Source organism: Corynebacterium sp. HMSC074H12 (assembly GCF_001813755.1).
Lineage (GTDB): Bacteria > Actinomycetota > Actinomycetes > Mycobacteriales > Mycobacteriaceae > Corynebacterium > Corynebacterium hiratae.
The window spans coordinates 109,725-124,918 of the sequence record NZ_KV813947.1 but is presented as its reverse complement, the minus strand read 5'-3'; the positions used below and the strand labels follow the sequence as shown (position 1 = coordinate 124,918).

Annotated in this window: 15 protein-coding genes and 1 other RNA gene; 8 read left to right on the top strand and 8 right to left on the bottom strand. The window is 60.5% G+C overall.

Going from position 1 to position 15,194, the window contains the following annotated elements:
- Nucleotides 1–5: 5 nt before the first annotated feature.
- Nucleotides 6–1,343: a glutamine synthetase family protein gene (locus tag HMPREF2932_RS12820; RefSeq protein ID WP_046647739.1), complete on the bottom strand. Its 1,338-nt coding sequence runs from the start codon at nt 1,341–1,343 to the stop codon at nt 6–8.
- A 199-nt stretch (nt 1,344–1,542) separates the two neighbouring features.
- Here HMPREF2932_RS12820 and HMPREF2932_RS13330 point away from each other — a divergent pair, with 199 nt between their 5' ends.
- Nucleotides 1,543–2,619, top strand: coding sequence for a DUF2786 domain-containing protein (locus tag HMPREF2932_RS13330; protein ID WP_084739052.1), 1,077 nt, complete (start codon nt 1,543–1,545; stop codon nt 2,617–2,619).
- Between the two features lie 110 nt (nt 2,620–2,729).
- Complete coding sequence (locus tag HMPREF2932_RS12810) at nt 2,730–4,469, top strand: CYTH and CHAD domain-containing protein (RefSeq protein ID WP_071410312.1); 1,740 nt, start codon at nt 2,730–2,732, stop codon at nt 4,467–4,469.
- A gap of 147 nt (nt 4,470–4,616) precedes the next feature.
- Here HMPREF2932_RS12810 and HMPREF2932_RS12805 read toward each other — a convergent pair whose 3' ends face one another.
- Nucleotides 4,617–4,805, bottom strand: coding sequence for a hypothetical protein (locus tag HMPREF2932_RS12805; protein ID WP_046647736.1), 189 nt, complete (start codon nt 4,803–4,805; stop codon nt 4,617–4,619).
- Between the two features lie 146 nt (nt 4,806–4,951).
- Here HMPREF2932_RS12805 and HMPREF2932_RS12800 point away from each other — a divergent pair, with 146 nt between their 5' ends.
- Entirely contained in the window at nt 4,952–6,223 is a 1,272-nt protein-coding gene (locus HMPREF2932_RS12800; protein ID WP_070753963.1) for a galactokinase family protein, read from the top strand.
- On the opposite strand, the gene HMPREF2932_RS12795 is transcribed toward HMPREF2932_RS12800, so the two are convergent.
- From HMPREF2932_RS12795 to HMPREF2932_RS12775, 5 genes are all read right to left on the bottom strand, one after another.
- Nucleotides 6,220–7,623, bottom strand: coding sequence for an RNB domain-containing ribonuclease (locus HMPREF2932_RS12795; protein ID WP_046647734.1), 1,404 nt, complete (start codon nt 7,621–7,623; stop codon nt 6,220–6,222). The genes HMPREF2932_RS12800 and HMPREF2932_RS12795 overlap by 4 nt on opposite strands.
- Before the next feature lie 36 nt (nt 7,624–7,659).
- Nucleotides 7,660–8,092: RNase P RNA component class A (gene rnpB / locus HMPREF2932_RS12790), an RNA gene on the bottom strand.
- 15 nt (nt 8,093–8,107) lie between these two features.
- Nucleotides 8,108–9,289 carry a bifunctional RNase H/acid phosphatase gene (locus HMPREF2932_RS12785; protein ID WP_071410311.1) on the bottom strand — a complete coding sequence of 394 codons (1,182 nt, stop codon included), beginning with the start codon at nt 9,287–9,289 and terminating at the stop codon, nt 8,108–8,110.
- Nucleotides 9,286–10,002 carry a zinc ribbon domain-containing protein gene (locus HMPREF2932_RS12780; protein WP_070821435.1) on the bottom strand — a complete coding sequence of 239 codons (717 nt, stop codon included), beginning with the start codon at nt 10,000–10,002 and terminating at the stop codon, nt 9,286–9,288. The genes HMPREF2932_RS12785 and HMPREF2932_RS12780 overlap by 4 nt, the downstream gene beginning before the upstream one ends.
- Nucleotides 10,003–10,851 carry a Nif3-like dinuclear metal center hexameric protein gene (locus HMPREF2932_RS12775; protein WP_049156857.1) on the bottom strand — a complete coding sequence of 283 codons (849 nt, stop codon included), beginning with the start codon at nt 10,849–10,851 and terminating at the stop codon, nt 10,003–10,005. It lies immediately after the preceding gene.
- 103 nt (nt 10,852–10,954) lie between these two features.
- Here HMPREF2932_RS12775 and HMPREF2932_RS12770 point away from each other — a divergent pair, with 103 nt between their 5' ends.
- The 3 genes from HMPREF2932_RS12770 to HMPREF2932_RS12760 are packed head-to-tail and all read left to right on the top strand — an operon-like array spanning nt 10,955 to nt 12,806.
- Nucleotides 10,955–11,446 carry a low molecular weight protein-tyrosine-phosphatase gene (locus tag HMPREF2932_RS12770; RefSeq protein WP_070545512.1) on the top strand — a complete coding sequence of 164 codons (492 nt, stop codon included), beginning with the start codon at nt 10,955–10,957 and terminating at the stop codon, nt 11,444–11,446.
- A gap of 31 nt (nt 11,447–11,477) precedes the next feature.
- A complete protein-coding gene (locus HMPREF2932_RS12765; protein WP_071410310.1) occupies nt 11,478–12,467 on the top strand; it encodes an SURF1 family cytochrome oxidase biogenesis protein in 990 nt (329 codons plus the stop codon).
- A gap of 24 nt (nt 12,468–12,491) precedes the next feature.
- Nucleotides 12,492–12,806 carry a hypothetical protein gene (locus HMPREF2932_RS12760; protein ID WP_071410309.1) on the top strand — a complete coding sequence of 105 codons (315 nt, stop codon included), beginning with the start codon at nt 12,492–12,494 and terminating at the stop codon, nt 12,804–12,806.
- A gap of 399 nt (nt 12,807–13,205) precedes the next feature.
- On the opposite strand, the gene HMPREF2932_RS12755 is transcribed toward HMPREF2932_RS12760, so the two are convergent.
- Nucleotides 13,206–13,898 (bottom strand): DUF2599 domain-containing protein, encoded by a 693-nt coding sequence (locus HMPREF2932_RS12755; RefSeq protein ID WP_158013216.1) that lies wholly within the window; start codon nt 13,896–13,898, stop codon nt 13,206–13,208.
- A 187-nt stretch (nt 13,899–14,085) separates the two neighbouring features.
- On the opposite strand from HMPREF2932_RS12755, the gene HMPREF2932_RS14065 reads away from it, so the two are divergent.
- Together HMPREF2932_RS14065 and HMPREF2932_RS12750 are read left to right on the top strand one after the other, a co-directional pair.
- Nucleotides 14,086–14,397 carry a recombinase family protein gene (locus tag HMPREF2932_RS14065; RefSeq protein ID WP_371326345.1) on the top strand — a complete coding sequence of 104 codons (312 nt, stop codon included), beginning with the start codon at nt 14,086–14,088 and terminating at the stop codon, nt 14,395–14,397.
- A gap of 105 nt (nt 14,398–14,502) precedes the next feature.
- A partial coding sequence (locus HMPREF2932_RS12750) for an IS1/IS1595 family N-terminal zinc-binding domain-containing protein (protein WP_210397804.1) occupies nt 14,503–15,194 on the top strand: 692 nt, incomplete at its 3' end.

The following is a 15,194-nucleotide window of genomic DNA, read 5'->3' as shown; positions in this document are numbered from 1 at the left end:
TTCTCCTAGAAGTTCAGGTTGTTGCGCAATTCGAATGCGGTGATCTGTTGCTGGTACTCATGCCACTCGTCCCACTTTGCGCGCAGGAAGTATTCAAAGACGTGCTCGCCAAGGACCTCTGCCATGAATTCGGAGCGTTCAAACTCTCGGAGTGCTTGGTCCAAGCTGCTGGGCAGGTCCTTGTACCCCATCGCCCGGCGCTCACGGCGGGTCAACTGATGGACATTGTCCTCGGCCGGATCACCGAGCTCGTAGCCTTCCCTGATACCGCGCAATCCGGCGGCCAGGAGAACCGCATATCCCAGGTAGGGGTTCATCGCTGAGTCTAGAGAGCGGATCTCCACCCGCCGCGACATTTCCTTGGACAGGCGGTAGGTCGGTACTCGGACGAGGGCCGAGCGGTTGGACACGCCCCAGGTCACCGACCCCGGGGCTTCGCTGCCAAACATCAGGCGCTTGTAAGAGTTGGTCCACTGGTTGGTGATCGCCGTCATTTCCACTGCATGCTCAAGAATGCCGGCGATGAACTGCCGTCCCGTACTGGAGAGGGAAATCTCATCGTCGGGGTCGTGGAAGGCGTTGGAATCGCCTTCAAACAGGCTGAGGTGGGTGTGCATTCCCGATCCCGAGCGGTCTTCGAAAGGCTTGGGCATGAATGTGGCATGCACGCCTTGCTGGGAAGCCACCTCCTTGATGAGGTAGCGGAACGTCATGATGTGGTCTGCCATGGACAGCACATCAGCATGACGCAAGTCGATCTCCTGCTGCCCGGGTGAGGTTTCATGGTGGCTGAATTCCGTAGCGATGCCCATGGATTCCAGTGCATACATCGACCGGCGGCGAAAACTCGGGGCGTTATCGTGGGTGGCTTGGTCGAAGTAACCGCCGTTGTCGGTGGCAATGAGGTTGTTGATATCACGCGCATCCTCAAGGAGATAAAACTCGATCTCCGGTGAGGCCTTACACGTGAACCCTTCATTGGCCGCCTCTGTGACCTGCCGGCGCAGGATGTGGCGTGGATCCACCAGGGAAGGGTGCCCATCGGGCTGGGTAATGTCGCAGAACATGCGCGCTGACAACAGCTCTGGCTCTTCCTTATCGAAGGGCATGATCTGGAACGTTGAGGGATCCGGCATGGCGATAGTATCGGCCTCTGAGATACGGGAGAATCCCTCCACCGAGGAGCCATCGAAGCCAACACCTTCCTCGAAGGCAGATTCCAATTCGGAGGGGCTCATCACCACAGATTTCAACGCCCCCAGGATGTCAGTGAACCAGAGGCGAATGAAGCGGATATCGCGTTCTTCAACTGTACGAAGGACGAATTCGTGTTGGCTGTTCATGTTTTAAACCCTACCGCCGCGCACCGAAGCCGCGGCTGGGCGTTTGCTGTTTTGCCCCCGCAGCGTCACCTATCGGCCCAGTTGGCAAGAGTAACTCGGGGGCAAATTTTTTCGACCTTCCGAACCCTTGTCGCTGTCACATGCTTGAATGGCCCCATATCCAAACTGATGTACGAACAAAGATAGGAATGTGATTTCCATGAACACCAACCACGCAACACTGAGCAAGCAAGGACTCGACCTCATTATCCGAGCGGCCCAGCGAGGATGGTCTCCTAAGGATCTTCTTCACGTCGTGGGCAACTTTTGCCACCCACTCATTTATCGTGCCGCCGGCCACGTGCCCGCACAGATTAGTTCCACTGCGTTGCGCAAAGAGTGGTTGAGCCTCACTCCGCCTGCTTCGATGACCATGTCCACCGATGAACTGACGCGACTCATCGAAGCAACCATGTTGCTTCCCTTACTTCGTGACGTTGACGTGCTCGTGCCTGAGAGAAATAGCTCCCAGTCAGCGCATGGCAGCAAGGAGGATAAAATCCGCACCAAAATCTCCCACCTTCTGCGGAAGGCCGAATCCACTCCCTACGAGGAAGAAGCCAGTGCACTCATTGCCAAGGCACAAAGCCTGCGGCAACGACACCGGATCGATGGTGCTCTCGACGCTTCGCCCAGCTCCGTAGTTTCCACGCGCCTTCATATCAGTGCTCCCTATATCAAGCACAAGACCACACTTCTTAGCGTCATCGCGGATCGCAATGGATGCACTGTGCTGCAACTTCACCCCAAAGGGATCATCACAGTCTTCGGCGCTAAAGAGGACGTCCACCATGTCACCGACCTCTTCGCTTCACTTCTTCGGCAGTGTGAGTGGCACATGCACCACGGAGAACACGCGAAAAGCGCACGCCAAGACGGCAATGTTGCAGCTTTTCGCCGAAGCTTCATTTTGTCTTATGCCACCCGAATCGGTCAGCTCTTAGATGAGGCAAACACCACGCTGGGGCCACAAAGTACAGACGCGACGGCTTCCACAGCACGCAATCCGGGGGTTGGGCATGATGCAGTAGTCGTTGCCCACCACTCTTTATCAACGGTGGAAGATCGTCGGCGTAGCGCAGAAGCGGTAGTAGATCAGCTCTTTCCCAACGCCCGCACCATATCTTTAGCTATGGGGAGCCGAGCAGGCGTGTCCGCCGGGGCCTCCGCTGCGGAAAGGTCTCATTTAAGTGGTGATTCCTCAGGGCTGGCAGGACGTGCCCAACTCACTCGTTAGGGCGGGCTCAAAGGCTGGCACAAGTGCTCTAATGACTAGGTAAACTAGATGGAAGTGTAGAGGTTTTGTGCCTCCTCTTTAAATTTTCGCTCCCCGACGAAGGTGTGTACATGTCTCCGAAGACGTTCCTTGAAATCGAAGCCAAGTTCGCCGTGGATGAAGCCACGCCGGCGCCCGATCTCACCAACCTCGACGAGGTTGCCCGAGTAGCAGAAACCCGCCACCAATCATTGTCGGCGATCTATTACGACACGGAGGACCTTCGCCTTACCCACGCCAAGATCACGCTGCGCCGTCGCACCGGTGGAAATGATGACGGTTGGCACATCAAGATCCCCGGTGCCGAAGGCCGCACCGAAATTCGTGCCGAACTCGGCGAACCAATTGATGGCAAGTACGAGGTTCCCGCCGAGCTTCTCCACCAGGTTCGCTCAGTGATCCGCAATCATCCGCTGGAGCCCATTGCGCAGGTCGACAACAACCGCACCGAATTGCTCCTTGTCAACGCCGATGACCAGCCGGTCGCTGAGTTCTGTGATGACCATGTCACCGCCTTCTCCTTCCTTCCGGGTGGCTCCCAGAGCACCTGGCGTGAGTGGGAAGTCGAGCTCGCTGGGGAACTCCCTGGATCCAAGGAAGGCAGCGCTCTACTGCGGCACGCCACTTCCCTACTGATTAGCTCTGGGGCTCGGATTTCTTCCTCGCCGTCCAAGTTGAAGTCGGCATTGGGTGAATCCGTCAATAATGTCGAGCTTCCCCCGTCGCTTGCCACGTCCAACGTGGAACCGGGCTCACCCGCGGCAGCGGTTGTTGACGCATTGAAAGCCAACCGGGACAAGCTCGTCGAATATGATCCACGGGTTCGCCGCGATGAGTGGGATTCGGTTCACCAAATGCGCGTTGCTACCCGTGAACTGCGCAGCCACCTGCAGACCTTCCACGGCATTGTGGTGGGCCCCGAAATCGAGCGCATTGAGTCAGACCTGAAGGAACTTGCGGCCATGTTGGGCGTCGCCCGTGACGCCGAGGTCGTGGAGGAACGTTGGCAGAACCTCCTCGCGTCCGAGGATTCCGACGTCCTTGATGAAGCCACCCGCGAACACATTGCTCACGACATGGGCCGCGCCTACCGCCGCGCGCATCGCCGAGTCATCGCCGCGCTCGATTCCGATCAATACTTGGCTCTGCTCGATGCATTGGATGCCTTCCTCTCCGACCCGCCGGTTGCTGGTGAAGACACGCCCGCTGACGCCGACAGCACCTCTGCCAGCGGCGAGGCGGAAGACTCTGCGGTCGACGATTCGGCGTCCGCTGCCCCCACCGAAGAAAAAGAGGAAGAACAGGAGTCAGCGAAGGACTACGAGCCGAAGCACGCCAAGCCTGATGAGGACGAAGAGCCCCACGATCTTGATACGGTGATGGCCCTGCACCTCAAGCAGGCTTATGACAAGCTGGTCAAGCGCCACAAGAAGGCAGTCTCCAACTGGGATAATACCGAGCTGACGCTGCACGAACGTGAAGAGTATTTCCACGATATGCGCAAGGCAGCAAAGAAACTGCGCTATGCGGCGGAGGCAGCTGGTTCCGCAACCTCGTTGAAGACGAAGAGCCTCTACAAGGCTTGCAAACAGATGCAGTCAGTCTTGGGAGACTTCCAGGATTCGGTGACCTCTCGCGACAAGCTGCTCGAACTGGCAGAGACCGCGCGCCGCCGAGGCGAGGACACCTTTGGCTATGGTCTGCTCTACCAGCGTGAGCGCGCCATCGGTTTGGAAGCGCTCAACGCCTACTCGGAGAGCTTCAAGGCCATCAAGTCTGCGTTCAAGCCGCTGCGCAAGAAGCTGCGTTAATTCCTCCCCGCTGGGCGCGCTGCAGCGCCCGACAGGTGGAACAAACTTTTCAACGGCCCACTCCGTCGCGTTTCTCGCGAGGGGGTGGGCCGTTGGCTTTGAGCTACCGTCGCTCAATGGGGCGTCCTGCAGGAGTCCTGCAGGACTTTAGTAATCGTCTTCAGCAGCGTCCTCGGCATCAGCCGCAGCAGTGCGGGCTTGCGCGATTTCGATGGCGCGCTCGGCTTCCTCGCGGGAATCATAGGGGCCCATGCGGTTCTCCCAACCAGACACCTTGCCCTGGGTCACCTCACCGGTGGACGGGTCGTAGAACCACTTGTTATCAGCCTCGGCCATTGTTTTCTCCATTCTTTTAGGCGCTCGATCAGTGCACCCCACACTACAGACCGCCCATCGACTACGCCCGTTAGAATAGATAGGTCACCTACCTCCTGCCCCGTTTACAGGCAGGATCTCGCCACCAGCAAAGGAGAACCTTCCCGATGCCCCTGTGGACTGCCCCTTCGACCCCGGCCGTCGACCGCGTTCGCGCCGCGCACAGCGACAACATCGGCGCCGAGCCGGCGCATGTCGCCAGTGCCCCAGCCACCTGGGCACTCATCGGCGAGCACATCGACCACTACGGCGGCATCACCATCATGGGCCTGGCTGATCTCCGCGCAGCGGTAGCTGTAAGCCCTCGCAGCGATGGCATCGTCAACGTTCGGCTCGAGCACACCAACGGCGAGACCCTTGAGGACCAGATTTCGCTGGAGAAAGTCTCCTCCCTCGCCGCGGAACAGCAGCCCGGCGTCGATTCCGAAGGCCAGCCCATCGAGCCCCCAGCGCCCGAGGGCGCCATCGCAGCGCGCCTCGGCGGCATCATCTACACCATGATCAACCGCCAGCTCCTCACCCGCGAGACCGCCGGCGCCGACATCACAGTGGTCAACGATATCCCAGATTCGGCTGGGCTCGGAGCCGCCGCAGCCATTGATATCGCGACCGCTTTGGCCTTGCTCGGCGGCGCGGACGATCTGCACGACGCTCCTCTTCGCGCCCGGATCGCAGAGGTATGCTCCCAAGCCGTCGGCACCTTCGCCCGCTTCCCTGCGCTGCGCGCCCGCCACTCCGCCGCACTGCGTGGCGCGGGTGACTCCATTACCATCATCGACTACGCCGACGGTTCCGTCACCCAGGCACCGCACGTGGTCAACAAGGACATTGCTGCTTTTGCCCTCGCCGTCCCCGGTGACTTCGATTCCGCTGAGGCTGTTGCCGAGATCCGCGCCCGCGAGCGTTTCATTGACGCCGCCTGCCGCGCCTTCGGCACTGCATCGCTGCGCCTCCTGCCGGATGCGCCCCAGCGTGTCCTCGAGTGGCTCGCCGCCGTCCACAAGGTGCACGGCCCCGAAAACCAGCCCACCATCGACCAAGCCACAGCATGGCTGACTTTCTACTCGGAAGAAACCGAGCGAGCCGAAAGAATTGCCCGCGCCTTGCGCTCACGCCGCGGCACCGAGCTCTTCCCGCTGCTGACCCAATCGCAGTCGGCCTTGGCCACGGTCTATGGCTTCAACTCTGCGGAAAAACTCGCACAACTGGCCACCGCTCGTGGCGCCGTCGCCGCGCGCTCCGCCCACGCCGGGACGTCGACCGCGGTTATTGCTTATGTCCCAAGCACCAAGGCCCCGAACTTCGCGGCCGACCTCGCCGAGGACGGCCTGCTTGTCGTCCCCCTATCGGCCGGAGCCCCCGCCATTACCGAGGATTAATCCGCCGGCCACGCAAAGAGCACATCGCGCTCGGCAACATCGGCCTTAACCAGCGAGACGGTAGTCTCGCTGCCGGTGGGCGGTTGCCCCACGGCCACTCCAATCACCGGCGGATCCAGCACGACGAGACGCGCTTTCTCGCGCTTTTCTCCGCCGTCGACAACCACGGCTTCAAAATTGGTGCCGACCCACGGTGCCAAGACCGTAGCCTCTGTCAGGTTGAGACACGCCTTATCCACTTGGGAGGCGAGCTGCGAGGTCGAGCACATCGTGGAAATGACATCCCCGGCGCGCTCGCGTACCCACTCCGGCACCTCATAGCCACCGCTCAGCGCCAAGCACACCTCCGTGGCAAATCGGTCGATGAGGCGGCGCAGCGGGGCAGTCACGTGCGCATAGTATCCGCCGATTCCCGCATGCACGTCCGCCTCACCGTCCTCCAGCCACACGTAGTCCGCCCCGCGCAAAAGGCGCTGGGCCTCGCGCATCACCGCCATGCCACGCGGTGAATCCGCGTCCACGGAATGGAGGAATTCCGAAATGCTGCTCTCCCCCAACTCAAAGCCCAGAGCCTCAGCCTCGGTGCGAAACGTTGCCTCAGCTTCCGGCGTGGCTGCAGAGAGCGTGCGCAGGAACCCCACTCCGTGTTCTTCCATCAATCGGCCCGCGCACATTCCGGTAAGCAACGAGATTTCGGAGTTATAGTCCATCACCTCATAGCGCGGCTCCATCACCAGCTCGTAGTGCCCCTTCTCCGCATCATTCGTCTCGGATACGCGCTGCGAGGGAAGGCGCAGGTTGATCGCCTCGCGGCGCAGCGAGGAAGCCTGGCGCAGCTTGCCCACCTCCGGCAGCAGGGCGATAGAAGAATGCAAAGTGCCATTCTCCAGGTCCGCATGGGCCTGGTCGTAGTCCAGCCGGGCGCGGCTGCGCACGAGTGCGCGCTCCACCGAGAAGTCCTCCACCTCACCCGCGGTGTCGAGGTCGAAGGTCCAGAGGACGGCGGGGCGGTCGACGTCGGCAAGCAGCGAGGCCCTATCCTCTGAGAGCTCCGCCGGGTGTAACCGCGCCGGCTCATCGGGCAGGTAGATGGTCTGGCCGCGCGTCAGGGATTCGGTCTCCAGCTCGGAGCCCGGTTCGATGAAAGCGCCAACATCGGCAATGGCGTACAGCACGCGGTAGCCGCCATCGCGGGCTTCGATGAAGACGGCCTGGTCCAAGTCCATGGAGCCGGCCGGATCAATAGTCACCAGCGGGATGTCGCGGGCATCGCGGCGCTGCTCGGCGTAACGATCCTGCGCGGACGCGGCCTGCGCGGTGACTTCTCCTGGGAAGTCGGTGGGAACGGAGAATTCCTCGGCGATGGGGCGAAAGTCCAGGGGCGCGGCATACAGCTTCATGCCGTCCCATTGTTCCAAAAAATAAAGATATGGGCGCGAATGAGCCAACCTATAAGCCGGATTCTGTGCCGCGCACCAAGGCGCGGTGGTAAACATCCATCCAGGCCAACCGTTGCCAGTTGGCTCAAGCAGCTACCTTCAGGCTTCGACGAGCAGCCTACTAACGCCTGATCGGGCCCGCTTTCCAGCGGGCCGTGATGCCTTGCTCCCAGTGGGGTTTACCCAGCCACCGCCATCGCTGACGGTGCTGGTGCGCTCTTACCGCACCCTTTCACCCTTACCGCTTGCCTATCGCCACACCGAAGCGAAGCGAAAGGCGCGGCGGTCTACTTTCTGTTGCACTTTCCCGCGGGTCACCCCGGGTTGCTGTTAGCAACCACCGTGCTCTGTGGAGTCCGGACTTTCCTCGGCCCGCGCCTAGCCCCAGAAAGGGGCCGGTTCGACGGAACGCGTTTACCCGGTCGGCTCATTCGCGCCTGTTAGTTTATCGCAGCGCGCCCAGATGCCCCACATCGTTAAATCGGTGCAGGGTGCTACCGCCATCGAAGAACTCAACTTCGCTCAGCGAAGCCAGCTCCAGGAACAGATGGTTGGGGGTCTGCGGTCCAGAGTCGAGCGCTTGGCGCACGAAGGACTTGATGGGGTTGACGTGGGAGACCACGAGCACGGTTTGCCCCGCATAGCGCTGCTGCAGCTCGCGGCGGGCGGCGCTGACACGACGGTGCACGGCGCGCAGGGACTCCCCACCCGGGCAGGCCACGGACGTATCCTTCAGCCAACGCGCGTGGAGCTCGGGGTCGGCGGCATCGGCCTCGGCAAAGGTCTTGCCTTCCCAGCGCCCAAAGTCCACCTCGATGAGGTCCTCAACGGTCTCCACCCGCAGGTCCCGGCCCTCCACCACGGCCGCGGCTGTTTGCTGGCAGCGGCGCAGCGGCGAGCACACTACGGCATCGATGTGGGTATCCGCTAGGGCTTGGGCGGCGGCGAGCGCCTGCTTCTTGCCCAGCTCGGTGAGCTCGGGGTTTGCGCGCCCGGAGTATTGCTTGGCGGCGGACATCGCTGTCTGCCCGTGGCGCAGCAGGATGAAGCGTGTGGCCGGGCCACACTCAGGGCGCCAGTCGGCCGCGGTCGATGACGCCGCGCTTGACGACGCCTCCCCCGCCTCCCCGCCAGGTTCTACACCGCCCGCCGCATCGACCGCAGCGCCGGCTTCAGCGGCGTCGCCGGCCCCCATATCGAGGATGCCCACGGGCTCGCCCTTCGCGGCGGCGTCCATAGCGACGTTGGAGAGCTCATCGGCCACCGAGTTCTTGGCGCGCGGTACCCACTCGAGGCTAAAACGCGGAATCTGGTTGAGCAGGCGGCGCGCCTCGATGGCGAGCTTCTGCATGTCCGGATGCTTGATCTTCCAGCGCCCGTTCATCTGCTCCACCACGAGCTTGGAGTCCATGTAAAACTCCACCTCGTCCGCGCCCAGTTCCACCGCGGCCTCGAGGCCGCGCAGCAGGCCGTGGTATTCGGCCACGTTATTAGTGGACTTCTGCCCCACGACGTAGGCGATTTCCCTAAGCAGCTGCGAGCGGTCCTCGTTGTAGACTGCAGTGCCAGAACCGGCGATCCCGGGGTTGCCGCGGGAGCCGCCGTCAGCGAAGATGACTAACTTCATGAGGCCGGGCGTACCAGGTAGGAGCCGCAATCAGAGCACTGCGGGACCTCGTCGGCCGCAGCGTTGCGCACCGCGTTCTGCTCGGCCGGCGGCAGAATGATGAAGCACCCGCCGCAGCCGCGCCCGGTGAAGGCAGCGGCACCCACACCGTTTTCTTCGCGCACGGTCTCGTACTCTTCCAAGACATCCGCGGGCAGCTGCTCGCGCAGCTCGCCGATGCGCACCTGCGGATCCGGCCGGTTCGCCGCGGCCTCCTGGGCGGCCTCGGCCGCGCGCTTGAGTACTTCGAGCTTGCGCTCCGAATCGGAGACCTTCGCGCCGTGGACATCCAGGTTGGCGCGCAAAGCATGGATTTCGTTGTGGGCTTCCTGCAGTTCGCTCATGAGATCCGCGATGCGGGACTTAGCCGCATAGAGATCGTGTTCCAGGTCCTTGCGGGTCTCCGGGTCGGTCGCGGCGCCGAGCTGGGCCTTATCGTCGCGCTCGCGCTGGCGCAGCTTGCGCTCGTCGGCCTGGATGCGCAGGATCTCCATCTCCATGTCATCGACGGCGAGCTGGGCGGAGCCGGAGGCGTCGATAAGCCTGGCGTGTGCGGCCTGCGCCTTCTCGTATTCCTCTTGCTCCGGGATGGTGGAGGTTCCACCGTGCGCCTGGGAGCGCTCGAGGGTCGCCAGCTCCAGCAAGATGCTCTGCAGATCCTGTGACAGTTTCATTTAGTTCTCCTTATGCGCAGAAATCGTCCATGGGTCGGTGCGGACATCGATGATCTCGGTGTTCACGCGCAATGCGTTCTCCACAATATCGCGCGCCTGGGTGGTCCAGGGAAACTCGCTGGCCCAGTGAGCGGTATCGACCACGGCTGGACCTTCAGGATGGGCCAGATGCGCAGCGCGCAGATGTTCATCTACCGGGTGGTGGCGCAGATCGGAGGTGACGTAGACGTCCACGCCGAGCGCTGCTGCCTGGTCCAGGAAGGAGTCACCCGAGCCACTGGAGACGGCCACGCGCTTCACCACGCGCTCCGGATCACCGGCCGCGCGCACTCCCCATTCGGTTTCTGGGAGGGCATCGGCCACGCGCTGGGTGAATTCCCGCAGCGTCATGGGTTGCTCAAGCTCGCCCACGCGCCCCAGGCCCAGCGCCTCGTCGAGGTTCTCGTAGGGCTCGACAGGGACGATGGGGCGGCCGGGCGTGATGCCGACGAGTTCGGCCAGCTTGTCGTTGACACCCGGGCGCGCCTTATCCGCGTTGGTGTGCGCTGCCAGGAGGGCCACACCGTTGCGGATAAGAGTGTGAATGACCTTGCCCTTCGGGGTATCCGCCGCCACCGAGGTCACCCCGCGAAGCAGCAGCGGGTGATGCACCACGAGCATCTGCGCGCCGAGCTCCACGGCCTTATCTGCCACCTCCTGGGTGCAGTCCAACGCGAAGGCCACGGTGCGCACCTCGTCCGCGGGGTCACCGCACACCAGGCCGACTGCATCCCACGACTCAGCGAGCTGCGGCGGGTAGGCCCCGTGGATAACGCGGCGGATCTCGCCGACGGTCGTGTGTTCTGCCATCTCGTTTGCTCCTTATACGGCTTCAGGTTTCACGTCAGTCGCGTCGCTGCTATATCCTAGCTTTCGTTCGTCAGCGCACCCCTCTAGCTTAAGGAGCCTTTGCATGACGCCTCCGGAGAACGACAACCAGCTCCACATCGTCTTCGTGTGCACGGGCAATATTTGCCGCTCACCAATGGCGGAAGTCATTACCCGTGATGCCATGGAGACCGACATGCTCGATCTCCTCGCCCGCGTGGACTCCTGCGGCCTCGGCGGCTGGCACGTGGGCCAGGGCGCTGATGAGCGCGCTGTGGCTGAGCTGCGCCGCGGCGGGCACGATGGCGCTGGCCACCAGGCCGCCCAGCTGGGTCCGGAGCACATGGACGCGGACCTGTTCGTGGCCATGGATACCGGCCACCGCGATGCCCTTATCGAGCGCGGCATCCCGAAGGACAAGGTGCGCCTCATGCGCAGTTTCGACCCGAATTCTCCGGAGGACGCCATCGTGGAGGATCCGTTCTACGGCACGGAGGAGGACTTCGCCCGTACCCGCGAAGAGATCGACGCCGCCGTTCCAGGTCTGCTCGAGTGGATTAAGACGAACCACGGCTAGATAATCTTTTGCGGCTACTAGACTGATCATCATGCTCAAGACATTCCTCAAGCCTGGGTGGGTGCTCTTTCTCATCTTCATCGTCGCCTTTTCCTATTTGTCTTTCACGGTGCTCGCACCGTGGCAGCTGAATAAAGACGACCAGATTGTGGAGCGCAACCACCTCATTGAGGAGGCCTATGACTCCGACCCCCAGCCGGTCACCGAGGTCTTTTCCACCGATGGCTCCCTGCGCAAGGAGTGGGAACGCGCGGAGCTGACCGGCCACTACCTTCCGGAGGATGAGGTGCTCTTGCGCCTGCGCCCGGTGGAGTCCGCTCCGGGCTTCCAGTCGCTGGTTCCCTTTGAGACCGACTCCGGCGAGACTTTCCTGGTCAACCGCGGCTGGGTACCCACGGATGAGGGCAATTCCGTTCCCCACATCGATCCGGCCCCCTCGGAGAGGGTGACCATCGTGGGCATGGCGCGCTACAACGAGCGCGAGCACACCTCCGCCCCCATTGAGGAACAGGGCTACACGCAGGTCTACTCCATCAATACGGAGCAGATTGCAGAGCTTGTCGACGTCCCCCTCGCCCACGACTACCTCCAACTCTCCCCCGAGCAGCCAGGTGAGCTGCATGCGCTGCCGGTTCCAAAGTTAGACCGCGGCAACCACTTGTCCTATGGCTACCAGTGGATTGCCTTCGGCGTGATGGCGCCACTGGGCTTTGCGTATTTCGTGTGGTCCGAGATTCGGGAGCGCCGCCGCGCCCGTGAGGAAGAGGCCCTGATGGCTGAGGCCACTGCGGCAGCTATTGGCACCGGCGCCGGCTCCCCCGATGCGACTGCGGACACTGAGGCCTTAGAGCTTGACCACGAGGAGACCTCCAACAAGCACCCTGATGCTACGAAGCCTGCTGCCCCGCCTTCGACGCCAGCAACTACCTCGCAGCCTTCGCGCCGCTCCCGCTCGCGCTATGGCTCTGCCAAGCCGGACTTCTACGAGAAGATCCGTGAGCGCGGTCAGGAGCGCTACTAGCCTCGACCCCCAAAGGGGACGATCATGAACGCGATTGCGTGGACGCGAGAAGCGACCGAAACCGAGATTGCCGACAGTATTCTTGAAGCCGCTGGCTGCACCGCTGAGAACTGCGTTCCCAACTGGGACGAAGACATGCCAGAAGCAGTGTGGCCAATCAACGGTAGTGAAGAAGAATGTCTCCGAATCGGCAAGCAGGCAAACGGACTCTACTGTGTCAGGATCTTCTCCATGAGATTCTATCCAGGGCACTGCCAAGGCATCTATGGTGACGAATATCGCAAAGAAAACGTCGCACTCAACCGGATCAATCTCCGCGAGTGGCCAGGCGAACACTAAGACAAACGGTGCCCACCTTATGTTGGTGGGCACCGTAAATTCATCGCCATAAGCTAAACGCAATCACAAACGGGACAGAACATGACCGCAGCAATCTTTCTCCAGACGCTACTAAATATGGGTCAATGCGGATACCGATGCACCTTCCTGTGCTCGAACCAGGCCCAAATCAAAGAAGCCAAGAACAACAGTGGCGTAACCCACGCCAGACGATGCCACCAATGTGCTCCAAAGTATGATTCATCAGCACTTAGTCCTGCTAGATAATTGATTACAAGCGTTGCGATGAACAGCACTACAACGACAGTAACGCTCGACCAGTAGGCTGCGCTTTTCTGTTTACGCGTCAATGCCATCCTCCTCAATACATGTTTGCTGTTTTAGCGCGGGTTTGTGTGGTTAATCGTCTCCCTCACCCGGATTACATCGTTCGGCTATTGTTCTAGGAAGTCCAACATCAGGGCGCCAATCCTCCAAGTTCCAACTAGGCTTAACTCGGGCGACTTGAGATAGCGGGTGACACACAAACTGGTTGTGGAGGCTTCCAGTATCCGCAACCCCCTTGGATTTTGCTTCATTCCAACCTGCAGTTTCAGGGATTGGTGACCGCATTGCCCTTCCCAAGACCGTAGGAAAGACCTTGTATCGCGTACCTTCGGGCTGTTTTACAATGTCCACACGGTCGATTAGGGACAGTCCAAAAGCAGCCCTGATTGGTTCATCATTACTTTCGGCGGCTGCACGCTCCGCAACTTGGTTGGAGGGAAGATCAACGACCGTCACCACAGTGTCTTCGACCTCAAATTCAAGGCCAGCTGGTGCGACTGCGTAGAGCCCCACTTCACCGCCAGGTTTTACTACTTCAAGGAAGTTGGAATCGCCCAGCAGGTTTACTTTGGTTCCGGCTGGCCCCTCAATGCGAAAGCTATCCCCCGCCTTCAGTTGCGCCTCTGTTTCGCCACCACTGGAATCGGTGTTAGCTCCAATCACTGACACATCGCTCCCCTCTACGGGAACGTATTTGTTTACCTCATCTGCGGAAGCCTGCACTGAAAATGTCGAACTCAGTGCAAACAATGCCGTGGCGCTCACGCACGTCAGCCCCTTTTTTAACATGATGACCTCTTTTCCAGATTTCCAAGATGCCCGGCTCGTCACCGGCTTACCTCAAACCTACGGCTAATGAAAAATGTAGTCAATAACTATTTGCTAACAATGATCATTCATCTGCATAAACATCATCTACATAAACACTGGTCACGCTTTTGTGACCTAATTCATTTTCGTAAGCATTAGTTCCACTTGTACATGGAGCACCGTTACGCATCCGTACATTCGTAGAGGGGAGTGGATATCGAATTGGGGCGAGTGGCAGCCTTTTGAGGTATACCCAACCGAACACTCCACGGGCATTGCCGGCCAAATCATCGGCTACGCCCGCGTCAGCACTACCGACCAAAACCCCGAACGCCAACACACCCAACTCAAAGCAGCCGGAGCAGTCCGCATCTACACCGACCATCGGCTTAAGGGACATTTCGTGTGGATAAACCGATACGGATTCCCGGGGCAGCCTGGGATAATGCGGTGATCTTGATTTTGGATCGATTCCAACAGCCCGATCTGTGAAATCAACACCAGATAGTCCTAGGTCTGTGATAGGAGGACTGCAGCTGGTGCGGTAAGGCCAATTCCTATGGCTAATAGGAATCGACCGTCATGTGACATGTGCGGGCACGGACTGGTTAAGAACGGCAAAACCGCGGCAGGAACCCAACGCTGGCTATGTCCTAACTGCAGCGTTTCATCGATTAATACCCGCGCACACACCAGCGAGATACGCCACTTCAAAATCTTTATTGACTGGATTCTCTCCGGTGAATCCGCAGACCATTTAGCCACACGCCTTGGGGTAACAAGGCGGACTTTAACCCGGTGGTTCAAGCTGCTGTGGTTTGTCACCGTGCCAACCGCTACAGACCCCTATCGGGTTTACGACCAGGTCTTTATCGACGGCACCTACTTCCACAAGAAATGCCTGCTTGTAGCCTGCACCAATACACACGTCATCGCCTGGCACTGGTGCCTGCGTGAAAGCTCATACGAGTACCTGAAACTGCTCGACAAAATCGCGCAACCACTCATCGTCACCACCGACGGGTCAGGCGGAGCACTCAAGGCACTGCGTATCAAATGGCCCGACGTTGCCATCCAGCGCTGCCTAGTCCACGTCCAGCGCAACACTTTCGCTGATATCAGCCGCAACCCGATTCACCCAGCCCATAAAGCAATCCGGAAACTGGGCTACATGCTCGTCCAGGTACACAACCGTGAAGATGCTGCACGGTTTACTACTGCAGTCCACCACACCCGCATCACCTTTGCTGA

Excerpts from the sequence above, each read along its gene's own strand:
- HMPREF2932_RS12810 (WP_071410312.1), top strand. The coding sequence starts at position 2,730 with ATGTCTCCGAAGACGTTCCTTGAAATCGAAGCCAAGTTCGCCGTGGAT.
- HMPREF2932_RS12785 (WP_071410311.1), bottom strand. The coding sequence starts at position 9,289 with ATGAAGTTAGTCATCTTCGCTGACGGCGGCTCCCGCGGCAACCCCGGG.
- HMPREF2932_RS12760 (WP_071410309.1), top strand. The coding sequence starts at position 12,492 with ATGAACGCGATTGCGTGGACGCGAGAAGCGACCGAAACCGAGATTGCC.
- HMPREF2932_RS12800 (WP_070753963.1), top strand. The coding sequence starts at position 4,952 with ATGCCCCTGTGGACTGCCCCTTCGACCCCGGCCGTCGACCGCGTTCGC.
- HMPREF2932_RS12770 (WP_070545512.1), top strand. The coding sequence starts at position 10,955 with ATGACGCCTCCGGAGAACGACAACCAGCTCCACATCGTCTTCGTGTGC.
- HMPREF2932_RS12795 (WP_046647734.1), bottom strand. The coding sequence starts at position 7,623 with ATGAAGCTGTATGCCGCGCCCCTGGACTTTCGCCCCATCGCCGAGGAA.
- HMPREF2932_RS12765 (WP_071410310.1), top strand. The coding sequence starts at position 11,478 with ATGCTCAAGACATTCCTCAAGCCTGGGTGGGTGCTCTTTCTCATCTTC.
- HMPREF2932_RS12820 (WP_046647739.1), bottom strand. The coding sequence starts at position 1,343 with ATGAACAGCCAACACGAATTCGTCCTTCGTACAGTTGAAGAACGCGAT.
- HMPREF2932_RS13330 (WP_084739052.1), top strand. The coding sequence starts at position 1,543 with ATGAACACCAACCACGCAACACTGAGCAAGCAAGGACTCGACCTCATT.
- HMPREF2932_RS12805 (WP_046647736.1), bottom strand. The coding sequence starts at position 4,805 with ATGGCCGAGGCTGATAACAAGTGGTTCTACGACCCGTCCACCGGTGAG.
- HMPREF2932_RS12780 (WP_070821435.1), bottom strand. The coding sequence starts at position 10,002 with ATGAAACTGTCACAGGATCTGCAGAGCATCTTGCTGGAGCTGGCGACC.
- HMPREF2932_RS12775 (WP_049156857.1), bottom strand. The coding sequence starts at position 10,851 with ATGGCAGAACACACGACCGTCGGCGAGATCCGCCGCGTTATCCACGGG.